The organism is Nibrella viscosa (assembly GCF_039541875.1).
Taxonomy (GTDB): domain Bacteria; phylum Bacteroidota; class Bacteroidia; order Cytophagales; family Spirosomataceae; genus Nibrella; species Nibrella viscosa.
In genome coordinates, this window is sequence record NZ_BAABHB010000001.1 from 548,814 (window position 1) to 565,078 (window position 16,265).

General features: G+C 53.4%; 14 protein-coding genes. 8 read left to right on the forward strand and 6 right to left on the reverse strand.

The window, feature by feature from the left end; all coding sequences use genetic code 11:
- The first annotated feature begins 16 nt into the window (after nucleotides 1-16).
- The 3 genes from ABD931_RS02330 to ABD931_RS02340 all read left to right on the forward strand — a co-directional run bounded on the left by ABD931_RS02330 (nucleotide 17) and on the right by ABD931_RS02340 (nucleotide 7,237).
- On the forward strand, nucleotides 17-1,765 hold the full coding sequence (locus ABD931_RS02330; RefSeq protein ID WP_345263540.1) for a RagB/SusD family nutrient uptake outer membrane protein: 1,749 nt from the start codon (nucleotides 17-19) through the stop codon (nucleotides 1,763-1,765).
- 423 nt (nucleotides 1,766-2,188) lie between these two features.
- Nucleotides 2,189-5,449: a SusC/RagA family TonB-linked outer membrane protein gene (locus ABD931_RS02335; protein ID WP_345263542.1), complete on the forward strand. Its 3,261-nt coding sequence runs from the start codon at nucleotides 2,189-2,191 to the stop codon at nucleotides 5,447-5,449.
- A gap of 30 nt (nucleotides 5,450-5,479) precedes the next feature.
- Entirely contained in the window at nucleotides 5,480-7,237 is a 1,758-nt protein-coding gene (locus ABD931_RS02340; RefSeq protein ID WP_345263544.1) for a RagB/SusD family nutrient uptake outer membrane protein, read from the forward strand.
- A gap of 81 nt (nucleotides 7,238-7,318) precedes the next feature.
- On the opposite strand, the gene pgeF is transcribed toward ABD931_RS02340, so the two are convergent.
- The gene (gene pgeF / locus ABD931_RS02345; RefSeq protein WP_345263546.1) at nucleotides 7,319-8,089 is read right to left on the reverse strand and encodes a peptidoglycan editing factor PgeF; all 771 of its coding nucleotides are present in this window, start codon (nucleotides 8,087-8,089) and stop codon (nucleotides 7,319-7,321) included.
- 278 nt (nucleotides 8,090-8,367) lie between these two features.
- Between pgeF and ABD931_RS02350 the strand changes: the two genes are divergently transcribed.
- Complete coding sequence (locus tag ABD931_RS02350; protein ID WP_345263548.1) at nucleotides 8,368-8,754, forward strand: T9SS type A sorting domain-containing protein; 387 nt, start codon at nucleotides 8,368-8,370, stop codon at nucleotides 8,752-8,754.
- A gap of 380 nt (nucleotides 8,755-9,134) precedes the next feature.
- Nucleotides 9,135-9,530: a T9SS type A sorting domain-containing protein gene (locus ABD931_RS02355; protein ID WP_345263550.1), complete on the forward strand. Its 396-nt coding sequence runs from the start codon at nucleotides 9,135-9,137 to the stop codon at nucleotides 9,528-9,530.
- 77 nt (nucleotides 9,531-9,607) lie between these two features.
- Here ABD931_RS02355 and ABD931_RS02360 read toward each other — a convergent pair whose 3' ends face one another.
- Nucleotides 9,608-10,573 (reverse strand): tryptophan 2,3-dioxygenase family protein, encoded by a 966-nt coding sequence (locus ABD931_RS02360; protein ID WP_345263552.1) that lies wholly within the window; start codon nucleotides 10,571-10,573, stop codon nucleotides 9,608-9,610.
- A 127-nt stretch (nucleotides 10,574-10,700) separates the two neighbouring features.
- Nucleotides 10,701-10,958, reverse strand: a complete 258-nt coding sequence (locus tag ABD931_RS02365) for a GlsB/YeaQ/YmgE family stress response membrane protein (protein WP_345263554.1) — start codon at nucleotides 10,956-10,958, stop codon at nucleotides 10,701-10,703.
- A gap of 208 nt (nucleotides 10,959-11,166) precedes the next feature.
- Between ABD931_RS02365 and ABD931_RS02370 the strand changes: the two genes are divergently transcribed.
- The 3 genes from ABD931_RS02370 to ABD931_RS02380 are packed head-to-tail and all read left to right on the forward strand — an operon-like array spanning nucleotide 11,167 to nucleotide 12,954.
- Nucleotides 11,167-11,697, forward strand: a complete 531-nt coding sequence (locus ABD931_RS02370) for an ABC transporter permease (protein ID WP_345263556.1) — start codon at nucleotides 11,167-11,169, stop codon at nucleotides 11,695-11,697.
- 52 nt (nucleotides 11,698-11,749) lie between these two features.
- The gene (locus ABD931_RS02375) at nucleotides 11,750-12,478 is read left to right on the forward strand and encodes a carbon-nitrogen hydrolase family protein (protein WP_345263558.1); all 729 of its coding nucleotides are present in this window, start codon (nucleotides 11,750-11,752) and stop codon (nucleotides 12,476-12,478) included.
- Between the two features lie 2 nt (nucleotides 12,479-12,480).
- The gene (locus tag ABD931_RS02380) at nucleotides 12,481-12,954 is read left to right on the forward strand and encodes a GNAT family N-acetyltransferase (RefSeq protein ID WP_345263560.1); all 474 of its coding nucleotides are present in this window, start codon (nucleotides 12,481-12,483) and stop codon (nucleotides 12,952-12,954) included.
- An 18-nt stretch (nucleotides 12,955-12,972) separates the two neighbouring features.
- Here the strand turns inward: ABD931_RS02380 and ABD931_RS02385 are convergent, their stop codons facing one another.
- From ABD931_RS02385 to ABD931_RS02395, 3 genes are all read right to left on the reverse strand, one after another.
- Nucleotides 12,973-14,292, reverse strand: a complete 1,320-nt coding sequence (locus tag ABD931_RS02385; RefSeq protein WP_345263562.1) for a glycoside hydrolase family 183 protein — start codon at nucleotides 14,290-14,292, stop codon at nucleotides 12,973-12,975.
- A 45-nt stretch (nucleotides 14,293-14,337) separates the two neighbouring features.
- Complete coding sequence (locus tag ABD931_RS02390; protein WP_345263564.1) at nucleotides 14,338-15,459, reverse strand: D-2-hydroxyacid dehydrogenase; 1,122 nt, start codon at nucleotides 15,457-15,459, stop codon at nucleotides 14,338-14,340.
- A gap of 99 nt (nucleotides 15,460-15,558) precedes the next feature.
- A complete protein-coding gene (locus ABD931_RS02395; protein WP_345263566.1) occupies nucleotides 15,559-16,074 on the reverse strand; it encodes a DUF1905 domain-containing protein in 516 nt (171 codons plus the stop codon).
- Nucleotides 16,075-16,265: the final 191 nt, after the last annotated feature.

Here is a 16,265-nt window from a genome sequence, read left to right on the forward strand (position 1 = left end):
TTTAGTATTGAATTATATGAAAATCACAATCAGTAAAAAAGTGGTGGTGACCACCTTTGCGCTCACTTCCATTGCTTTTGCCTGTAAGGATAGTTTTCTGGAAGTATTGCCAACGGGTCAGATCAGTGCGGCTCAGTTGACGTCAAAAAAGGGTATTGAAGGCGCCTTAATTGCTGCTTACAGCCACCTCAATGGTCGTGAATGGCGGATGGCTTCGGCTTCCAACTGGGTTTGGGGAAGTATCCGGGGTGGTGATGCCAATAAAGGCACCGACCCTGGTGACTTCAGTGACATCAACCCGATTCAGCGTTTTGAATACCTGTCGACGCAGGGGGTGATCTCCGAAAACTGGCGGGGTAATTATGAGGGTATTGCCCGTGCCAATAATGTGCTGCGCCTGCTGCCTCAGGCATCGGCCGATGTGTCGGCAACCGACAAGACCCGGATCACGGCTGAAGCTCGTTTTCTGCGCGGCCATTACTACTTCCAACTGAAGCGTAACTTTAATAATACCCCGTATGTGGACGAGACCGTCGACTACGGTACGGGTATTGAAAAAGTAACCAACGCTGCGGATCTGTGGCCAAAAATTGAGGCAGATCTGAAATTTGCTTACGATAACCTGCCTGAAACGCAATCAGCTGCCGGCCGGGCCAACAAATGGGCTGCTGCCGCCTATCTGGCTAAAGCATATATGTATCAGAAGAAGTTTACTGAAGCTAAAGCGCTGTATGACCTGATTATAGCCAATGGTAGAACCACTAATGGCAAAAAGTACGGTCTGGTGCCCCGCTATGGCGACATCTTTAAAGCATCGAACGACAACAACGAAGAGTCTATCTTTGCTATCCAGAATGCCGCTAATACGGGCTCAGTTAACAACGCGTTCCCTGACTTCGACCTGAACTATCCGTACAACACCGGTCCGAACGGTCCGGGTAACTGTTGCGGATTCTTCCAGCCGAGCTTTGAATTGGGTAACTCCTTCCGGACCAATGCCAACGGTCTGCCGCTGCTGGACAAATCGTACAATAGCGCAGCCAACGCACTGAAAACCGATTTCGGTATTGACTCCAAGACGGCTTTCACGCCGGATGCCGGCCGGCTTGACCCGCGTCTTGACTGGTCAGTTGGTCGCCGGGGAATTCCGTATCTCGACTGGCAGGATCACCCGGGTGCCGACTGGATTCGGAACCAGCCGAATGGTGGCCCGTACTCGCCGAAGAAGTTTACCTATTATAAATCTGATGTAGGGTCGCTGCAGGACAACAGTAGCTGGACACCGGGTTACACGGCCCTCAACTTCCCGATCATTCGGTTCGCCGATGTGCTGTTGATGGCGGCTGAGGCTGAGATTGAAGTAGGTAGTCTGGAGAAAGCGCGTGAGTACACCAACCTTGTTCGTAAGCGGGCGGCCAACCCGGCCGGCTTTGTAACCAAAGCGGGTGCACCGGCGGCTAACTATGTGATCAGCGAGTACCCGGCTTCGGCTTTTGCTACCAAAGAAGCTGCCAGAGATGCCGTTCGGTTTGAGCGCAAGCTTGAACTGTCGGGCGAAGGTCACCGCTTCTATGACTTGGTACGCTGGGGCATTGCCGATAAGGAAATCAATGATTACCTGACTTACGATGGCAGATTCCTGACCGGTGCCGCTGCATTGGGCGGTGCTAAGTTTACCCCGAACAAAAACGAGCTGCTGCCGCTTCCGCAGGATCAGATCGACTTGTTAGGTAAGGATGTGCTGAAGCAGAATCCCGGTTATTAGTAAAACGGAATTCCATTCCGTCAAAAAAGGTGGCCCATCCCGGCCACCTTTTTTTATACCCTTAGAATAATCTGAAGGCAGTGTTAATGTAGGCCTCCTTAAAGCTGGGGGCCGTTCAATAAGTGTTTTGTCTCAAAATGGTACAATAAAAGGCAATGATATAAATAAAAAAATGAGACGAAATGGACACAAAATTGACCTGAATGTATGTAACCTGCCATGTACACTTCTGAGCAAGTATTTCATTGTCAGCTTTGTAGATTGGATATTAAAATGGCATTAAATTGGACAAAACCAATAAAAACATATGCTAATGGTAGAATAAATGGTATTTTGCCGTTTTGTGTTTAAATAAAACCACTATAAACTTGGGCTGTTTTTGTGCGTTTTTTAATGGTTTTTAATTTAAACAGCCTGACTTTTATGAAATGTAGACTCTACCAGTTGTTCCATGCTGGTTGGTTATGTGCATTTCTGCTACTGGTAGCAGTGAATGTGTACGCCCAGGATCGTCGGATCACTGGGACCGTCACCAGCCCTGATGGGCCGGTGCCCGGTGCGAATGTTGTCATCAAAGGAACCAGTACCGGTACCTCAACGGATGCAAACGGTACGTTTAATTTGACGGTACGAGGAGGTGAGGTAAGCACAGTACTGGTGGTTTCAGCCATTGGGTATCGGTCTCAGGAAGTAGCCGTCGGCAATCAATCAGCTGTTACGATAACGCTTGCCGAAGACGTTACGGCCCTGAACGAAGTAGTGGTTACCGGTTATACCACCGACAGCCGACGGGAGACAACCGGTTCAGTATCAACCGTAAAATCGCAGGATTTGCGTGTAATTCCATCGGCAAACGTAGAGACGCAGTTGCAGGGCCGTGTGGCTGGGGTTACGGTTATTGCCAGCGGGCAGCCGGGTGCCAACAACACCGTTCGCGTACGGGGTTTTGGTGCCTTTGGGGGTAACCAGCCGCTGTACGTAGTGGATGGCGTGCCCATCGGGAACACCAACTTCCTGAATCCCGACGATATTGAGTCGACAACCATTCTGAAGGATGCGGCAGCGGCTTCTATCTACGGAGCACGGGCCGCCAACGGGGTTATTGTCATTACGACCCGGAAAGGGCAGCGCCGGGCGCAGAAACTGAACATCACCTATGATGGTCTTTACGGCTTTACTACGCCCGGTACAGCACCGGAGATCCTGAGCCCGCAGGAACAGGCCGACTGGACCTGGGCGGCCATTCGTAACCGGCAAACGGCATTGGGTCAGCCGGTTAGCTATACCGGAATTGCTTCGGGTCAGTATGGTTCCGGTGCTACACCGGTGCTGCCGGATTACATCAACGTTGGTGGACGGACGGGTGTTACCAGCACGGTAAACCTGGAAGCCGAGCGGGCCAATTACAATATTGATCCGAACCGTGGACCAATTTATCAGGTAGTGCGGGCCAATAAAGCGGGCACCAACTGGTATGGAGCGATTACCCGCAATGCTCCTATTATGCGGCAAACGCTGGGCTTCTCGGGCGGTACCGAAAGCAGCCGCTACTACGTCAGTTTAGGGCAGCAGAACCAGGCTGGTATCCTGCTGTACAACAGCTTCCAGCGGTACGATCTGCGTGCCAACACCGAATTCGACATTCTGAAGAATCTGCGGTTTGGCGAGAACCTGCAATTGACTTACCTGAATACCTCAGGTCAGGTTGGTGGCAGCGGTGGGCAAGCCCTTCCGCAGGAGGAAAGCGTAATCCTGTCGGCGTTCCGGATGGCCCCTGTCATCCCGGTTTATGATGAATTTGGTGGGTTTGCCGGTACGGCGGCACGTGGTTTCAACAACCCGCGAAACCCGGTTGCCGAGCGGGAAGGGGTGCGCAACAACCGCAACTTTAACACCAACGCTTTCGGCAATATCTACCTGGAGTTTGATCCAATTCCGGCCCTGACGCTGCGCTCCAGCCTGGGTGGCCAGTATGTCAATTACTTTAACCGGAACTTTACGCGACGCCAGTACGAGAACTCCGAAAACAACGGTGCCTTTGCGCTGAACGAGGGCTCCGGATTTTCGCTCGCCTGGGTATTTACCAACACGGCCCAGTATAAGGAGCGGTTTGGTATCCACAGTGTCGATGTGCTGATCGGACAGGAAGCGCTGAATACAGGTTTTGGCCGAAACCTCAGCGGTACCGGTCTGAACCCCTTCACCACCGATCCGAACTACGTCAGCATCAACACCACAGCGGCCAGCGGCCGAACGCTGAGTGGCGATCAGTTTGCGGGGGTTAACTTTTACTCGCTCTTTGGTCGGGTTAATTACATTCTGGCCGATAAGTACATCCTTACCGGGGTACTCCGTCGGGATGGCTCGTCGCGGTTCGGGGCCGCCAACCGGTACGGTACCTTCCCGGCCTTGTCGGCCGCCTGGCGGATTACCGGCGAGGAGTTCATGCGTGATGTTAGCTGGGTCACCGATCTGAAGATTCGGGGTGGCTGGGGGCAGATGGGTAACTCCAACAACGTAGACCCTAACAACCAGTACAGCCTATACCAGTCCAACATTGCCAACTCCTACGATATTGGCCTCACCAACAGCGCGGTTGTGCCGGGTTTCTTCCGAAGCCGCATCGGTAATCCGGTGGCTCGCTGGGAAACTAGTGAAACAACCAATATCGGTATCGACGGTACGTTCCTGAACGGAAAACTCGATATCATCTTCGACATCTGGCGGAAAGATACTAAAGACCTGCTGTTCCAGGTGCCCATACCGGGTGTAGTCGGACAGCGTGCCACGGCTCCGTCCGTCAACGTAGCCCGGATGCGTAATCAGGGTATCGATCTGGCCGTTACCACCCGCGGTAAAATCGCCGGCGACGTTGGCTACGAAGTAAACGTCAACGGGAGCTTGCTCGATAATAAAATTCTGCAGCTGGCCCCCGGCATCCCGTACTTCGACGTAGGTCTGCCCACCAACCGCATCGGTGGTCTTCCCACCCGGAACCAGCCCGGCCAGCCGCTGGCTTCATTCTTCGGCTATCAGGTTATAGGCCTGTTTCAGAGCGCCGAAGAGGTACGGAGTGCGCCCACGCAGACAGGTGCCGCTCCGGGACGGTTCCGCTACGCCGACATCAACAATGATGGCCGTATCGACGAAAACGACCGGACATTTATCGGCAGCCCCATCCCGAAATTTACCGGTGGTCTGAACATGCGCTTCGATTACAAAGGATTCGACCTGGTGACGTACTTCTATTCGTCGGTGGGGAACCAGATCTTCAACTACTCGAAGTGGTTTACCGACTTCTACCCTTCGTACCCTGGAGCAGCCATCAGCGCACGGGTGCGGGATTCCTGGACGCCACAGAACACCGGCACAAATCAGCCGATTTTCGAAGACGTATCCAACTTCAGCACCAATACGCAGATCAACTCCTGGTATGTAGAAGACGGCTCGTTTCTGCGGATGCAGAATATCACGCTTGGCTACACGCTGCCGGCTACGCTGCTGCAGCGGCTTAAGCTGAGCCGGGTTCGGATGTCGGTATCGGCCAACAATGTGTTCACCCTGACCAAATACTCGGGTCTTGATCCGGGTGTGGGTGGTGCGGCCGACCAGAACCTGGGTATAGATGTTGGGAACTATCCCATCACCCGAAGCTACAACGCCGGGCTTAGCTTCGCTTTCTAATTTGGATCTACCTATTATTTAGAATCACGTATGAAAAAGATAATCGCACGAGGAGCGATATTATCCGTACTACTCACCGGAATCGGTATATCCTGTAAAGACCAGTTTCTGGATGTAGCACCGACCGGTCAGTTGACGGTATCGAACCTGAATTCACTGAATGGCCTGGAGGGCCTGCTGATTGGGGCCTACGCCCAGCTCAACGGAAGGGGCTACAGCCAGACGGCCAGTTCGACCAACTGGGTGTACGGCAGTATTCGCGGGGGGGAAGCCAACAAAGGCTCAAACCCTGGTGACTTCAACGCCATTACGCCGTTTCAGCGGTATGAGGTGCTGCCGAACAATGGCGAACTGAACGCCCGCTGGAACAATATGTACGAGGGTATCAGCCGGGCCAATGCCGTACTGCGGGCAATTGCCAACGCCAGTTCCGATGTAACGGCTGCGGCAAAGCAGCGGATTTCGGGCGAAGCCCGTTTTCTGCGGGGGCACTACTACTTTGAACTGAAGCGCACCTTTAATATGGTGCCCTACGTCGATGAAACGGTCGACTACGGCACCGGCATCGAAAAAGTGCCGAACAACGTAGACATCTGGCCGAAAATCGAAGCTGACTTCCGATACGCCTTTGATAACCTGCCCGAAGTCCAGACGGCTGTTGGCCGGGTAAACAAATGGGCAGCAGGTGCTTATCTGGGCAAAGTGTTTCTGTACCAGCAGAAGTTTACTGAAGCAAAGAACATCTTTGATCAGGTTATTGCGAATGGTAAAACGTCGAACGGTACCAAATATGCCCTGGTAACGAACTACGCATCGTTGTTTACCGGCGAGAATGAAGTGAACTCCGAAATTGTGTTTGTGACCTCGAACGTAGCCAACGCGGGTAGTTCCGATGCGGCTTCGGGTGACCTGAACCTGAACTGGCCCTACAATACCGGTCCGGCCGGTCCGGTTGGCTGCTGTGGGTTCTTCCAGCCCAGCTTCGACTTTGCCAACTCGTTCCGGACCAATGCCAACGGTTTGCCCATCGACCAGGCTCAGGCTAATGGTGCCTACGACCGCCCGGAGAATGAATTAAAAACGGATATGGGGCTTGCTTCAAGTGAGCCCTTCACGCCGGATACGCGTCCGGTCGATCCGCGCCTTGACCATACGGTGGGTCGTCGCGGCATTCCGTACCTGGACTGGGTTATCTTCCCCGGTCAGGACTGGATCCGGGATCAGCCGTTTGGCGGGCCGTATCAGAACAAGAAGTATGTGTATACCAAGGCGGGCGAAAGCCGGCTGGCCGACGTATCGAACTGGACGAAAGGGTGGACCGGTATCAACGTCAACCTGATCCGCTACGCAGATGTGCTCCTGATGGCAGCCGAAACTGAAATAGAAGCCGGTAGCCTCACCAAAGCACTGGAATATGTGAATATGGTGCGGGCACGGGCTGCTAATCCGATCAACTTCGTAAAACTACCCAATGGGCAGAACGCGGCCAACTATGTTATTAACCCGTATCCGGCCTCGGCGTTTGCCACCAAAGAAGCTGCCCGCGAAGCCGTTCGGTTTGAGCGGAAACTGGAGCTGGGTACCGAAGGGCACCGCTACTTTGACCTGTTGCGCTGGGGCCTTGCCGCGCCGGTGCTGAACGCTTATCTGGCTTACGAAAGCAAGAAGTTACCCGGTGGGTTCGCCGGAGCTCAGTTTTCCCCGAATCAGGATGAGTATCTGCCGATTCCGCAGACACAAATCGACATTCAGGGTGCCAATGTGCTGAAGCAGAACCCTGGTTATTAATAAAACAGAATTTCATTCCGTTAAAAAAGGTGGCCTGGTTGGGCCACCTTTTTTAGTACTCCCCGTATTACCGGAAGCAACCTACCGGGGCTGAATACCAATGATAGCCAGCATCCGGCCGGTTTGACCGTTCTCGTGTCGGTGCGAGAAATAATCTTTATTATCCAGCACCGTCGAGAAGGTAGATATACCGATATGCGCGGCCGGAATACCAAAATCGGTGAGTTGTCGGGTATTGGCGGATTTCAGATTGATGAACGCCTTACCCGAAAACGAGTCGATGCGTTTGTGATTAGGCCCAAACTGTTCGGCCACTTCCGGCCCGACTTCATAGGAGGTTTCGTCGATACAGGTGCCAACGTACGCGTAGCAGTCGCCAGGGTGGGTGTCAAACTGCGCCTGCATAGCCTGAAGCGTCAGCGAGACAATACCACCCACGGTACCCCGCCAGCCCGCGTGAATGGCAGCCACAGCCTGATGCCGTCGATCGTACACCAGAATCGGTACGCAGTCGGCCGTGCTGACGGCCAGGTATATATCCGGCTGATTGGTCAGTAACGCGTCGTAACCGTCGAAGCGGCCCGGTTCGGTAGCCCGTAAAATGGCTACACCATGAATCTGATGGGAAGAAGCCACCCGATCGGCGCTGATACCGAGGGTCGCAAAAAAGCGACGCCGGTTTTCGGTCACGTTTTCCGGGTCATCGGGCGTGTTCAGGCCCAGGTTCAGCGATGCGTATGGCTCCGGACTGACACCACCGTGGCGGGTGCTTTCAGCCGCTACCAATTCGTCAAACGAAGAAAAGAGGGTAGGCCGGCGATAGAGTTCTTTGGCCTTTTCGGAAGATTGCATAATTAGATTACAAAGTAAGTGGATTTTGCCAAATTTTACATTGATTTTGTGTAAGTAATTGATAGTCAATAAAAAAAACTCCGAATCCGGACAGTGAAAACAGGGTAAATTCTGCCGTTTACTCAGTCGTCCCGGCTTTTTACCATTCATCCGAATGAAATAACCGCTGAAATAATCGGCCCGGTCCATACGCATTTCGCCTGCTATCTTTGAGTCATCAAACAGGCGAAAAACCTGACTAACAAAAAAATCAACCAATACTGTCCACACAAAAAAGCATGAAAACGTTCGTAAAAACATTCGCCCTGGCTCTGTCACTGAGCGCTGTATCTCTGGTAGCTTCCGCTAATGGCGGTAAAGAAAACGCGTCTCCGACGTCTTACAAATCAGCCGTATTTGCATCGGCCACGACGCTGAACGTGATGGTAGAAAAGGAAATGGGCGGCCGGGTTGAGATTCGGCTGAAAGATGCCGGGGGCCGCGTGCTGCACACCAATTACCTGCAAAAGAAAGACGGTAAGTTCTGGAGCAAATTTGACCTGAGCAACCTCGCCGACGGCACCTACCGGGTAGAGATAACCAACGGCGCAGAATCGACGGTTAAAGACATCACGCTGTCGACGCAGTCACCAGTCAACGTGAACCGGACCATCGCCATGTACTAACAAAGGCCTGTTGGGCCGCTACCGGCCTGACCAGCTCTTTCGATCTTCGCCAACAGCCGCTATCATAACCAATAGCGGCTGTTGGCTTCTTGAATACGAGGTGGAACTCAATATACCATAACCGTCGGGCGCCACTCTGTCCTTAGTTTACTGGTTAAGCCTTTGATCGTCTGATTATAGTGTCCGATAGTGGACAAATTGACTTTCGGCTATCAGGTTCCAGAATCAGTTATACAACGCTACTGCCACTCATATAAAAAAGTTGCCGTCGGCGTAAGTGCCATGCAACGCAGCGGGGTGTCAGGCTATCTTTAAGGCATCAATCACACCAGGGTTGATCACACCAGTAAAAACAGTTTAACAATCTATCCACACAAATCATGAAAACGCTATTTGTAACCTTCGCTCTGGCGCTGACTGTCAGCGCCACTTCACTGACGGCTTCGGCTGAGAGCCACCGACTGGCCGGCCCGAAAGCACCGACTGCTTACCGGGTGGCCGTATTTCCGTCGGCATCGGCGCTGAAGCTGAACGTAATTGTTGAAAAAGCAATGGGTAGCCGGGTTGAGGTCCGCCTGAGAGACGCCAAAGGTCATCTGCTTCACACCAGCTATCTGCAAAAGAAAGATGGCAAGTTCTGGAGCAAGTTTGACCTGAGCGAGCTGGAAGATGGTATCTACCGCATTGAGGTTACCAACGGGGCCGAAACCACGGTGAAAGAAGTGACGCTGTCGACAAAGCCGGCGGCTGCTAACCGGCTCGTATCAATTGGCTAAGCCATTATTCACACCATTCTTGTTTTCCGAAGCCCCGGCCCATTGGCTGGGGCTTCGGTTTGTAAACCGGTACTGCCTCAGGCTTCAGGCTTGCCGAACCGGGCGTTACCCCAGTTCTGTTTCTCGGCATCGGACCAGAGACCCGGAAAAAAGATCCGATTTTGCTGCATGGGGGGCAGATACGTTTGCCAGTTGGTGCCGCCGGTGGCTTTAATGTCCTCCGGCTCTTTGTGCAGGTATTTAACCGCCGACCGCAGATGCGAGAGTTTCCACTGCACATTGACGCGCCGGTCAAACGCCCGGAGTTCCTGAATCAGGTCGTTGGAAGCGGTGCCGGTGGCCTGTAAACGCCGGAAGCAGCGCCAAAGATTTCGCTCTTTAAACTCAACGGCCAGTTTCACGAGCTGTGGGCCATACTGCTTCTCAAATTGCCGGAGAGTAAGCGTTTTCTGCTGGGTGGCCAGTTCGGTTGCGCCCTGCTTCCAGTACAGGTATTCATACAGCGCTTCAATAGGGGCATCGTCGGCTGTGCCTTCCGGGGCCACTACCAGATTCCGGAAATCGGTAGACGTAATTTCAATTTGCCGGAACTGCACCGACTGAAAACCGCTGGAGGGGAGCAGCGCCATCCGGAATTTCAGAAACTGGTCACGGTCCATGCCCTCTACCATCACCCCGAACGAGTGCTGGAGAATATCGAAATAGCGGTTGATGCGCTGCATCCGTTCGGTGAAAAAAACGGCTGTCAGGGCCTCATGTCCGGCAATCTGGTGAATTTCGTGGAGGATGAGTTTAAAATATAGCTCTACCGTTTGGTGGTAGGTAATGAAGATCAGCTCGTCGGGGTAGGCCGTGCGCGGATTCTGGAGCGACAGCAGGGTTTCGAGATGAATATAATCCCAGTAGGTCAGGTAATCGGCCTGCAGCAACCCCTCCAGGTACGAGGCCATATCCTGACCCATGGCGGCATATTTCTGTTCGAGTTGCCGGAGTTTATCGGCCAGGTCGGGCCGGAACGTATCGGGTGCGGTGTCGTGAATCATGCCGTCAAGTTATTATTTTTCCGGAAAGACTGGTCGCTTGCCGCAGGAAACTGAGCGTATCCCTGCCTGCAACGAAGAAAGGCCGGCGATATGCCGGCCTTTCCGAAACATGTATGATCGCCTGCCGTTAGACCGTTCGTCTTGACCCTTTGATGAGGGCGGCAATACCCAGTACAATGCAGGCACCGACAAAAGCGGTCAGGATACGATCCAGAATGCCACCGGCACCCGTATCAAAGGCATTACCGAAAATCCAGCCGCCAACAAAGGCACCAACAATACCTAAAATAATCTCCATGAACAGAGACAGCGAAAAGCGCTTAAACACAAGGTCAGCCAGCCAACCGGCAATGGCACCAACCAAAATAGTTACTAAGATTTCCATAACGTTTTTCAAAAGTTGAGTAATTGCATACATAACCAGCACCGACTGGTTTTGTTTAACCTGATCTGATGAAACACTCATTTTTTATTATTAAATAAACGCCCATTGGCAAAACACGCAGAAGCATTACCGTTTACGAACTGCCGTTTCCGATGCGGAAAATTATATGCCAATTTTGGGCGGGATACACATAAACCTTTTTGTTCGCATGATGAAATATGTACTTACTACCCTGTTGATCTTTGGCGTAAGCCTGCTGGCTCTGGCCCAGGCATCTTTTGATGTTGACGAAAACAAACCGGTTGTGCTGAATGGGATTGAATACGGTTTCGCCATCCGGAACGAAAGCAAGAAAGATGTTGGCGGTAAAGGTTCCTTTGGTCGATATGAAGTAACCGTATATGCCACCAACAAAAGTGGCTGTACCAAACTGTTGCTCCCAAAACAAACCTTATTTGGGCAGCAGGATCAGGACCTGCTGGCTCAGTTTGACTGTGTGAACGCTACGGGTATGCGGCTGACCTCCAAGAGCGGGAACGTTCGGGCACCGGAGTTCTATGTACCGTACTCTACTTCCACCAAAAACGCTGAGGGCAAAACCGTAACCAATACCATTCAGGTAAAGGCCGGTAATATTCTGCACAGCGGAGAAACGGTCTCTACTAATTTTATCGTGATTGTGCCGGAAAATGAAATGCCCCGCATGAAAGTCCGTGTTCGTGAGTTTCTGGAGCAGTAGGCGGTACAGAGGCTTTTCTTACATTCACAACGCTATTAACCCGGACGGTGACATGAAACTCTGCGTGGCCCAGACTCGCCCTGTAAAAGGCGACATTCAGCGCAACACAGCCAACCATAAAAAACTGATTGATCTGGCCGTTGCCGACGGTGCCGACATCATTATTTTCCCGGAACTATCTATAAGCGGCTACGAACCGGAACTGGCCAACGAGGTAGCCACGACATTGGAGGATAGCCGGTTTGACATTTTTCAGGCCATCAGCAACAGGCACCGGATCACCATTGGCGTGGGCGTACCCATCCGCACGGTGCGGGGTATCTGGATTAGCCTGCTCATCTTCCAGCCGGAGCAGCCCCGGCAGCTGTATGCAAAGCAGTACCTGCACCCGGACGAAGAACCGTATTTTGTCAGCGGGCAGCCCACAACCGGCCTGATAGGAGACAAGACCAGAATCGCCCTTGCGATCTGCTACGAAATCTCGGTACCCGAACACGCGGAAAGGGCTCATGAACTGGAGGCCGGCATCTATTTAGCGAGTGTGGCTAAATCGGTAGCCGGGGTGGAAAAAGCTACTGAGACCTTAGCCGGTGTGGCGCAGACGTACGCTATGCCGGTGCTGATGGCCAACTGCATTGGTCATTGCGATAATTTCGACTGTGGCGGCAAATCGTCGGTCTGGAACGCTAAAGGTGAACTACTTGGCCAACTCGATGATGCCCATGAGGGTCTCCTGCTGTTCGATACGGAAACCCAGGCGGTAAGTGCTATAACAGCCTGAGCATGACAATCAGATCTTATACCGATGCGGACCGGGACGCTGTGCTTGCCTTACTACGCCTGAACACCCCCGCTTATTTTGCCGAAAGCGAGGAAGCGGATCTGGTAGACTACCTGCATCATCATAGCCAACATTATTTTGTGGTGGAACTGGATAACGAAATCGTTGGCTGCGGGGGCTTTAACCTGTTCGACGAAGAAAAACTGGCCCGCATCAGTTGGGACATTATCCATCCCTACCACCAGGGCAAAGGACTGGGGCGCCAACTGACGCAGTACCGCATAGACCGGATCAAAGAATACCCGCATATCCACACTATCGTGGTCCGAACCTCGCAGCTTGTCTACACATTTTACGAGAAGTTCGGTTTTGTCCTCCGCAAGATCGTCAACAACTATTGGGCGGAAGGGTACGACCTCTACTACATGGAATACCCGGCGTGGAATACCCAAAAAGCTGAGACAGCCGCACCCTAAGCGGCCGCCCATGCCGTTCTATTTCCGGAACTCTACGATATACTCCGACACGTATTCGCTGGTGTCTTTCCGGATGTCTTTGAAAAATAACCGGGCCTTCTGGCCCAGTTTCAGGCAGGTGTGCTTGTTGGCAATATCCTCGGGCGTGTTCATCGGCTGGAGAGACGGATACCAGAGAATATGACCCGGCCGGTCGACAAGCTTCACCGGCGTTGACCATTGCTGGGAGTTGTTGCCCTTACCCAGATCCTTGTTCGGGTTAAACGAAATATAGAGGCTGCTGCCTTCCCAGGAGGGGCCGGTTACTTTGCCCATCAGCATCACCCACGACTGCAGGTAGGTGTTCCAGCTAACAGATGGCCCCCAGTGAAAACCGCCGGTAGGTGAAGAGGCCGGTCCGCCCCCCGCTGTTTTTGCAATCTGCAGGGAGGCAACGGGTGCGCCAACGCCGTCGGGCGGGGCGTTGAACCCCTTGCCGTCCCAGCGCCGGGCCTTATCGGCCGGGTTGTCCAGATCGCTCAGCCGGATGCGGGCTACGCTGATGCACTGCCCATTCCGTTCTGTTTCCGGATTATAGCCGGCCGGGTCATACTCGCCGGGGTAGCCGTATTCGCCGTAGAACAGGTACAGGTAGTCGCCACTGGCTACGGCCGACGGATCGCCCACGCCCCCGGCAAAGGTGTTGGAGGTGTTGTGCGGCTTCAGAATGAGCCTGGGTTGCAGGTCTTCCAGAAATAGTCCTTTGTCGGCCCAGTTCCGGCCCCCGTCGGTCGATTTCATGATGCCGATCCGGCAAACGGCTGCGGGTGATGTTGGCCCTTTCAGGCCCTGCGGCCAGTTGTTGTCTTTGTAGCCGGTGCCGGTCTCGGGATCATAGGGGAGGGTAGCGGGGTAGTTTTCGTTGTGGTAAACGGCATACAGCGTGCGGCCAGACTTATCAGTAGCGTCCTGGTACACCGTTTCAAACCACACGGCACCATGCAGGCCCGGCTGACCAACGGGAGCGTTTTCGGGTATGCCGGGTTCGGTAAACTCGCCGGCTTTCCGCAGAAACGCTTCGTCGGCGTTGGCACCGTCGGCAAACTTCAGGTCATTGGCGTAACCCCAGAGCGGATCTTCGCCGTGCTTGCCCGGAAAAATGCGGAAGGTATCGCCGATCCAGGCTTCGGCCATGTTGCAGTCGACAAAGTTGTTGAAGTAAAATTTTTTGGCCGGAATCAGCACGGCTTTGGGCGTGTCGGTGGTGCCTGCTTCGTTCTGGTTGCAGGAAACCAAAACAAAAGCAGGGATCAGGCTGAAAAGAAGGCTCGTTACGGCGGTGAGGAGACGTCTAGTCATAGGTTATCAGTACGATTTACGGATTAATGGGTACAGTGCTGACCGCTAATAGCCTTTGGCCTTGTCCACTACATTCAGCAAAGGCAGTCCCGACGAATACCGGCGGACGTTTTCGGTAACCAGGGCAATCAGTCGTTTCTGGCGAATGGGTGCGTTGCCGGAGTTGTGGGGGGTGATGACCAGATTAGGGCAGGTCCAGAGGGGATGATCGGCCGGTAGCGGCTCCGGCGTGGTTACGTCAAGCCCGGCACCCCGGATGCGTCCTTCTTTCAGGGCTTTTACCAGCGCATTCTGATCAACCAGACCGCCACGCGACACATTTATGAAGTAGGCGCTCGATTTTATCCGGCCAAAAACTGCCTCGTTGAACAGCAGCCGGGTTTCTTTCGTCAGCGGAGCGGCACTCATCAGCACGTCGACCTGCGGCACCATTTCCGGCAGCCAGGTAGGGTCGTGCAGTTCGGCCACAAACTCAGGTTTGGGTAAGGGCTTTGCATCGGTCGCCAGCACCCGCATATTGAAGCCGTAATGCAAACGACGCGCCGTTTCTGAGCCGATACCCCCCATGCCCACGATGCCGATGGTTTTGCCGTACAGATCATCCAGCACTACAGAACCAGGCGGGTGTACCCACTTCCGCTCCCCAAAAGCGGGGATGGAGGTTTGGGCAAGGCCACGGGTCAGGCTGAGCAGGAGCGCAATCGCCGATTCGGCAATGACGGGCGCAAATACCCGTTGCATATTGGTAAGCTGGCAGGCATGCTCCATCAGTTCGCTGGGGGTCCGATCTACGCCGGCCGCCCAGGTTTGCACCCATTTCAGCTTAGGCGCGGCCTGCAACATCTGGGCGTCCGGAACACCCAGAATTACTTCGGCGTTGGCGAGGAGCTTTGCCGGATCGCTTGTTTCACCTAATAGATGCAATTGTATGTTCTTTCCGGCCGCCCGGATCTGTTCCGCTTCCGCAGCCGACAGGCGTTCGGTACACACGATCTGAATGGGCGCACCGGCGGCCCGGACCGTGGCAGATGAATCATTGGCGCGGGCTGCGGCCAGCCCATCGGGATAAGCCTGTACGCCATCCGGCAGGCTCATGGCCGCTCCGGATACGGCCAGCGTAGAGAGAAAATTGCGTCGGGTAACCGCATCTTCTGTCAGCTTTTTCATTTGGTAAAAAGTCTAAGGCTATAGGAAACAGGCAGATAAGGTGAGAAGATTTGCCCGCAAAAGCAACTTTTTTTTCAGGACTCCCGGGTAGCATCCGACTTACTTGTCCTGCTTCTGCTTTTTAAAATACCGGTACATTTCGCTAAAGCTCATACCCATCGAAAGCCCCCTTACCGCCTTGGCGATGCGGCTGGCCTTGGTCTCCATCGTTTTGGCCTCTTCAATCCAGTCGGAGAAATATTTCTGATGGCCTTTGCTAAGCTGGTTGAAAAAAGCCTGCGCCTGAGGGTCATCCTGCAGACATTCCAGCAGATCGGCCGACAAGGGGATAGGGGCCTCATCGACGTCAATGGCTACCCGAACGGTTGCTCCTTCGGCTTTCCGGAGCTTCCTGCGCATCCCCGCATTGACCGGCAGGATAAAATCACCCTCACCCATTGGCAGCAGGGCCACGGCCTGAATTGCCAGATTGTCGAGCTGCCCTTTCACCCGAAACGACTGTTTGGTGCCGGGTTTTAGCTCCGCAGCCAGATAGGCCGGTATCTCAATGTAAATCCAGCCCGTTTTCTCTCCCTTGCTGCCGAATTTCTGGAGTTGAGTTGTGAAGACAAGCATAATTACCGGTGTGGAATGGGGGTGTTGGAGTCATCAGGCACTTTGAAAGTTGACCCCTTGAAATGTAGAACAAAATCTTGGTCTTTACCAAGAATAGTGATGGGTAATAACGCTTCTGCTGTCGCGCTGATTCTTTTTTCAGCCTTCGCCATTCTCTTTGTTTGCCTACAGTTCCATCCGGGGCGTGTACG

Coding starts and splice junctions, on each gene's coding strand:
- ABD931_RS02330 (WP_345263540.1), top strand. CDS start 17: ATGAAAATCACAATCAGTAAAAAAGTGGTGGTGACCACCTTTGCGCTC.
- ABD931_RS02335 (WP_345263542.1), top strand. CDS start 2,189: ATGAAATGTAGACTCTACCAGTTGTTCCATGCTGGTTGGTTATGTGCA.
- ABD931_RS02340 (WP_345263544.1), top strand. CDS start 5,480: ATGAAAAAGATAATCGCACGAGGAGCGATATTATCCGTACTACTCACC.
- pgeF (WP_345263546.1), bottom strand. CDS start 8,089: ATGCAATCTTCCGAAAAGGCCAAAGAACTCTATCGCCGGCCTACCCTC.
- ABD931_RS02350 (WP_345263548.1), top strand. CDS start 8,368: ATGAAAACGTTCGTAAAAACATTCGCCCTGGCTCTGTCACTGAGCGCT.
- ABD931_RS02355 (WP_345263550.1), top strand. CDS start 9,135: ATGAAAACGCTATTTGTAACCTTCGCTCTGGCGCTGACTGTCAGCGCC.
- ABD931_RS02360 (WP_345263552.1), bottom strand. CDS start 10,573: ATGATTCACGACACCGCACCCGATACGTTCCGGCCCGACCTGGCCGAT.
- ABD931_RS02365 (WP_345263554.1), bottom strand. CDS start 10,958: ATGGAAATCTTAGTAACTATTTTGGTTGGTGCCATTGCCGGTTGGCTG.
- ABD931_RS02370 (WP_345263556.1), top strand. CDS start 11,167: ATGATGAAATATGTACTTACTACCCTGTTGATCTTTGGCGTAAGCCTG.
- ABD931_RS02375 (WP_345263558.1), top strand. CDS start 11,750: ATGAAACTCTGCGTGGCCCAGACTCGCCCTGTAAAAGGCGACATTCAG.
- ABD931_RS02380 (WP_345263560.1), top strand. CDS start 12,481: ATGACAATCAGATCTTATACCGATGCGGACCGGGACGCTGTGCTTGCC.
- ABD931_RS02385 (WP_345263562.1), bottom strand. CDS start 14,292: ATGACTAGACGTCTCCTCACCGCCGTAACGAGCCTTCTTTTCAGCCTG.
- ABD931_RS02390 (WP_345263564.1), bottom strand. CDS start 15,459: ATGAAAAAGCTGACAGAAGATGCGGTTACCCGACGCAATTTTCTCTCT.
- ABD931_RS02395 (WP_345263566.1), bottom strand. CDS start 16,074: ATGCTTGTCTTCACAACTCAACTCCAGAAATTCGGCAGCAAGGGAGAG.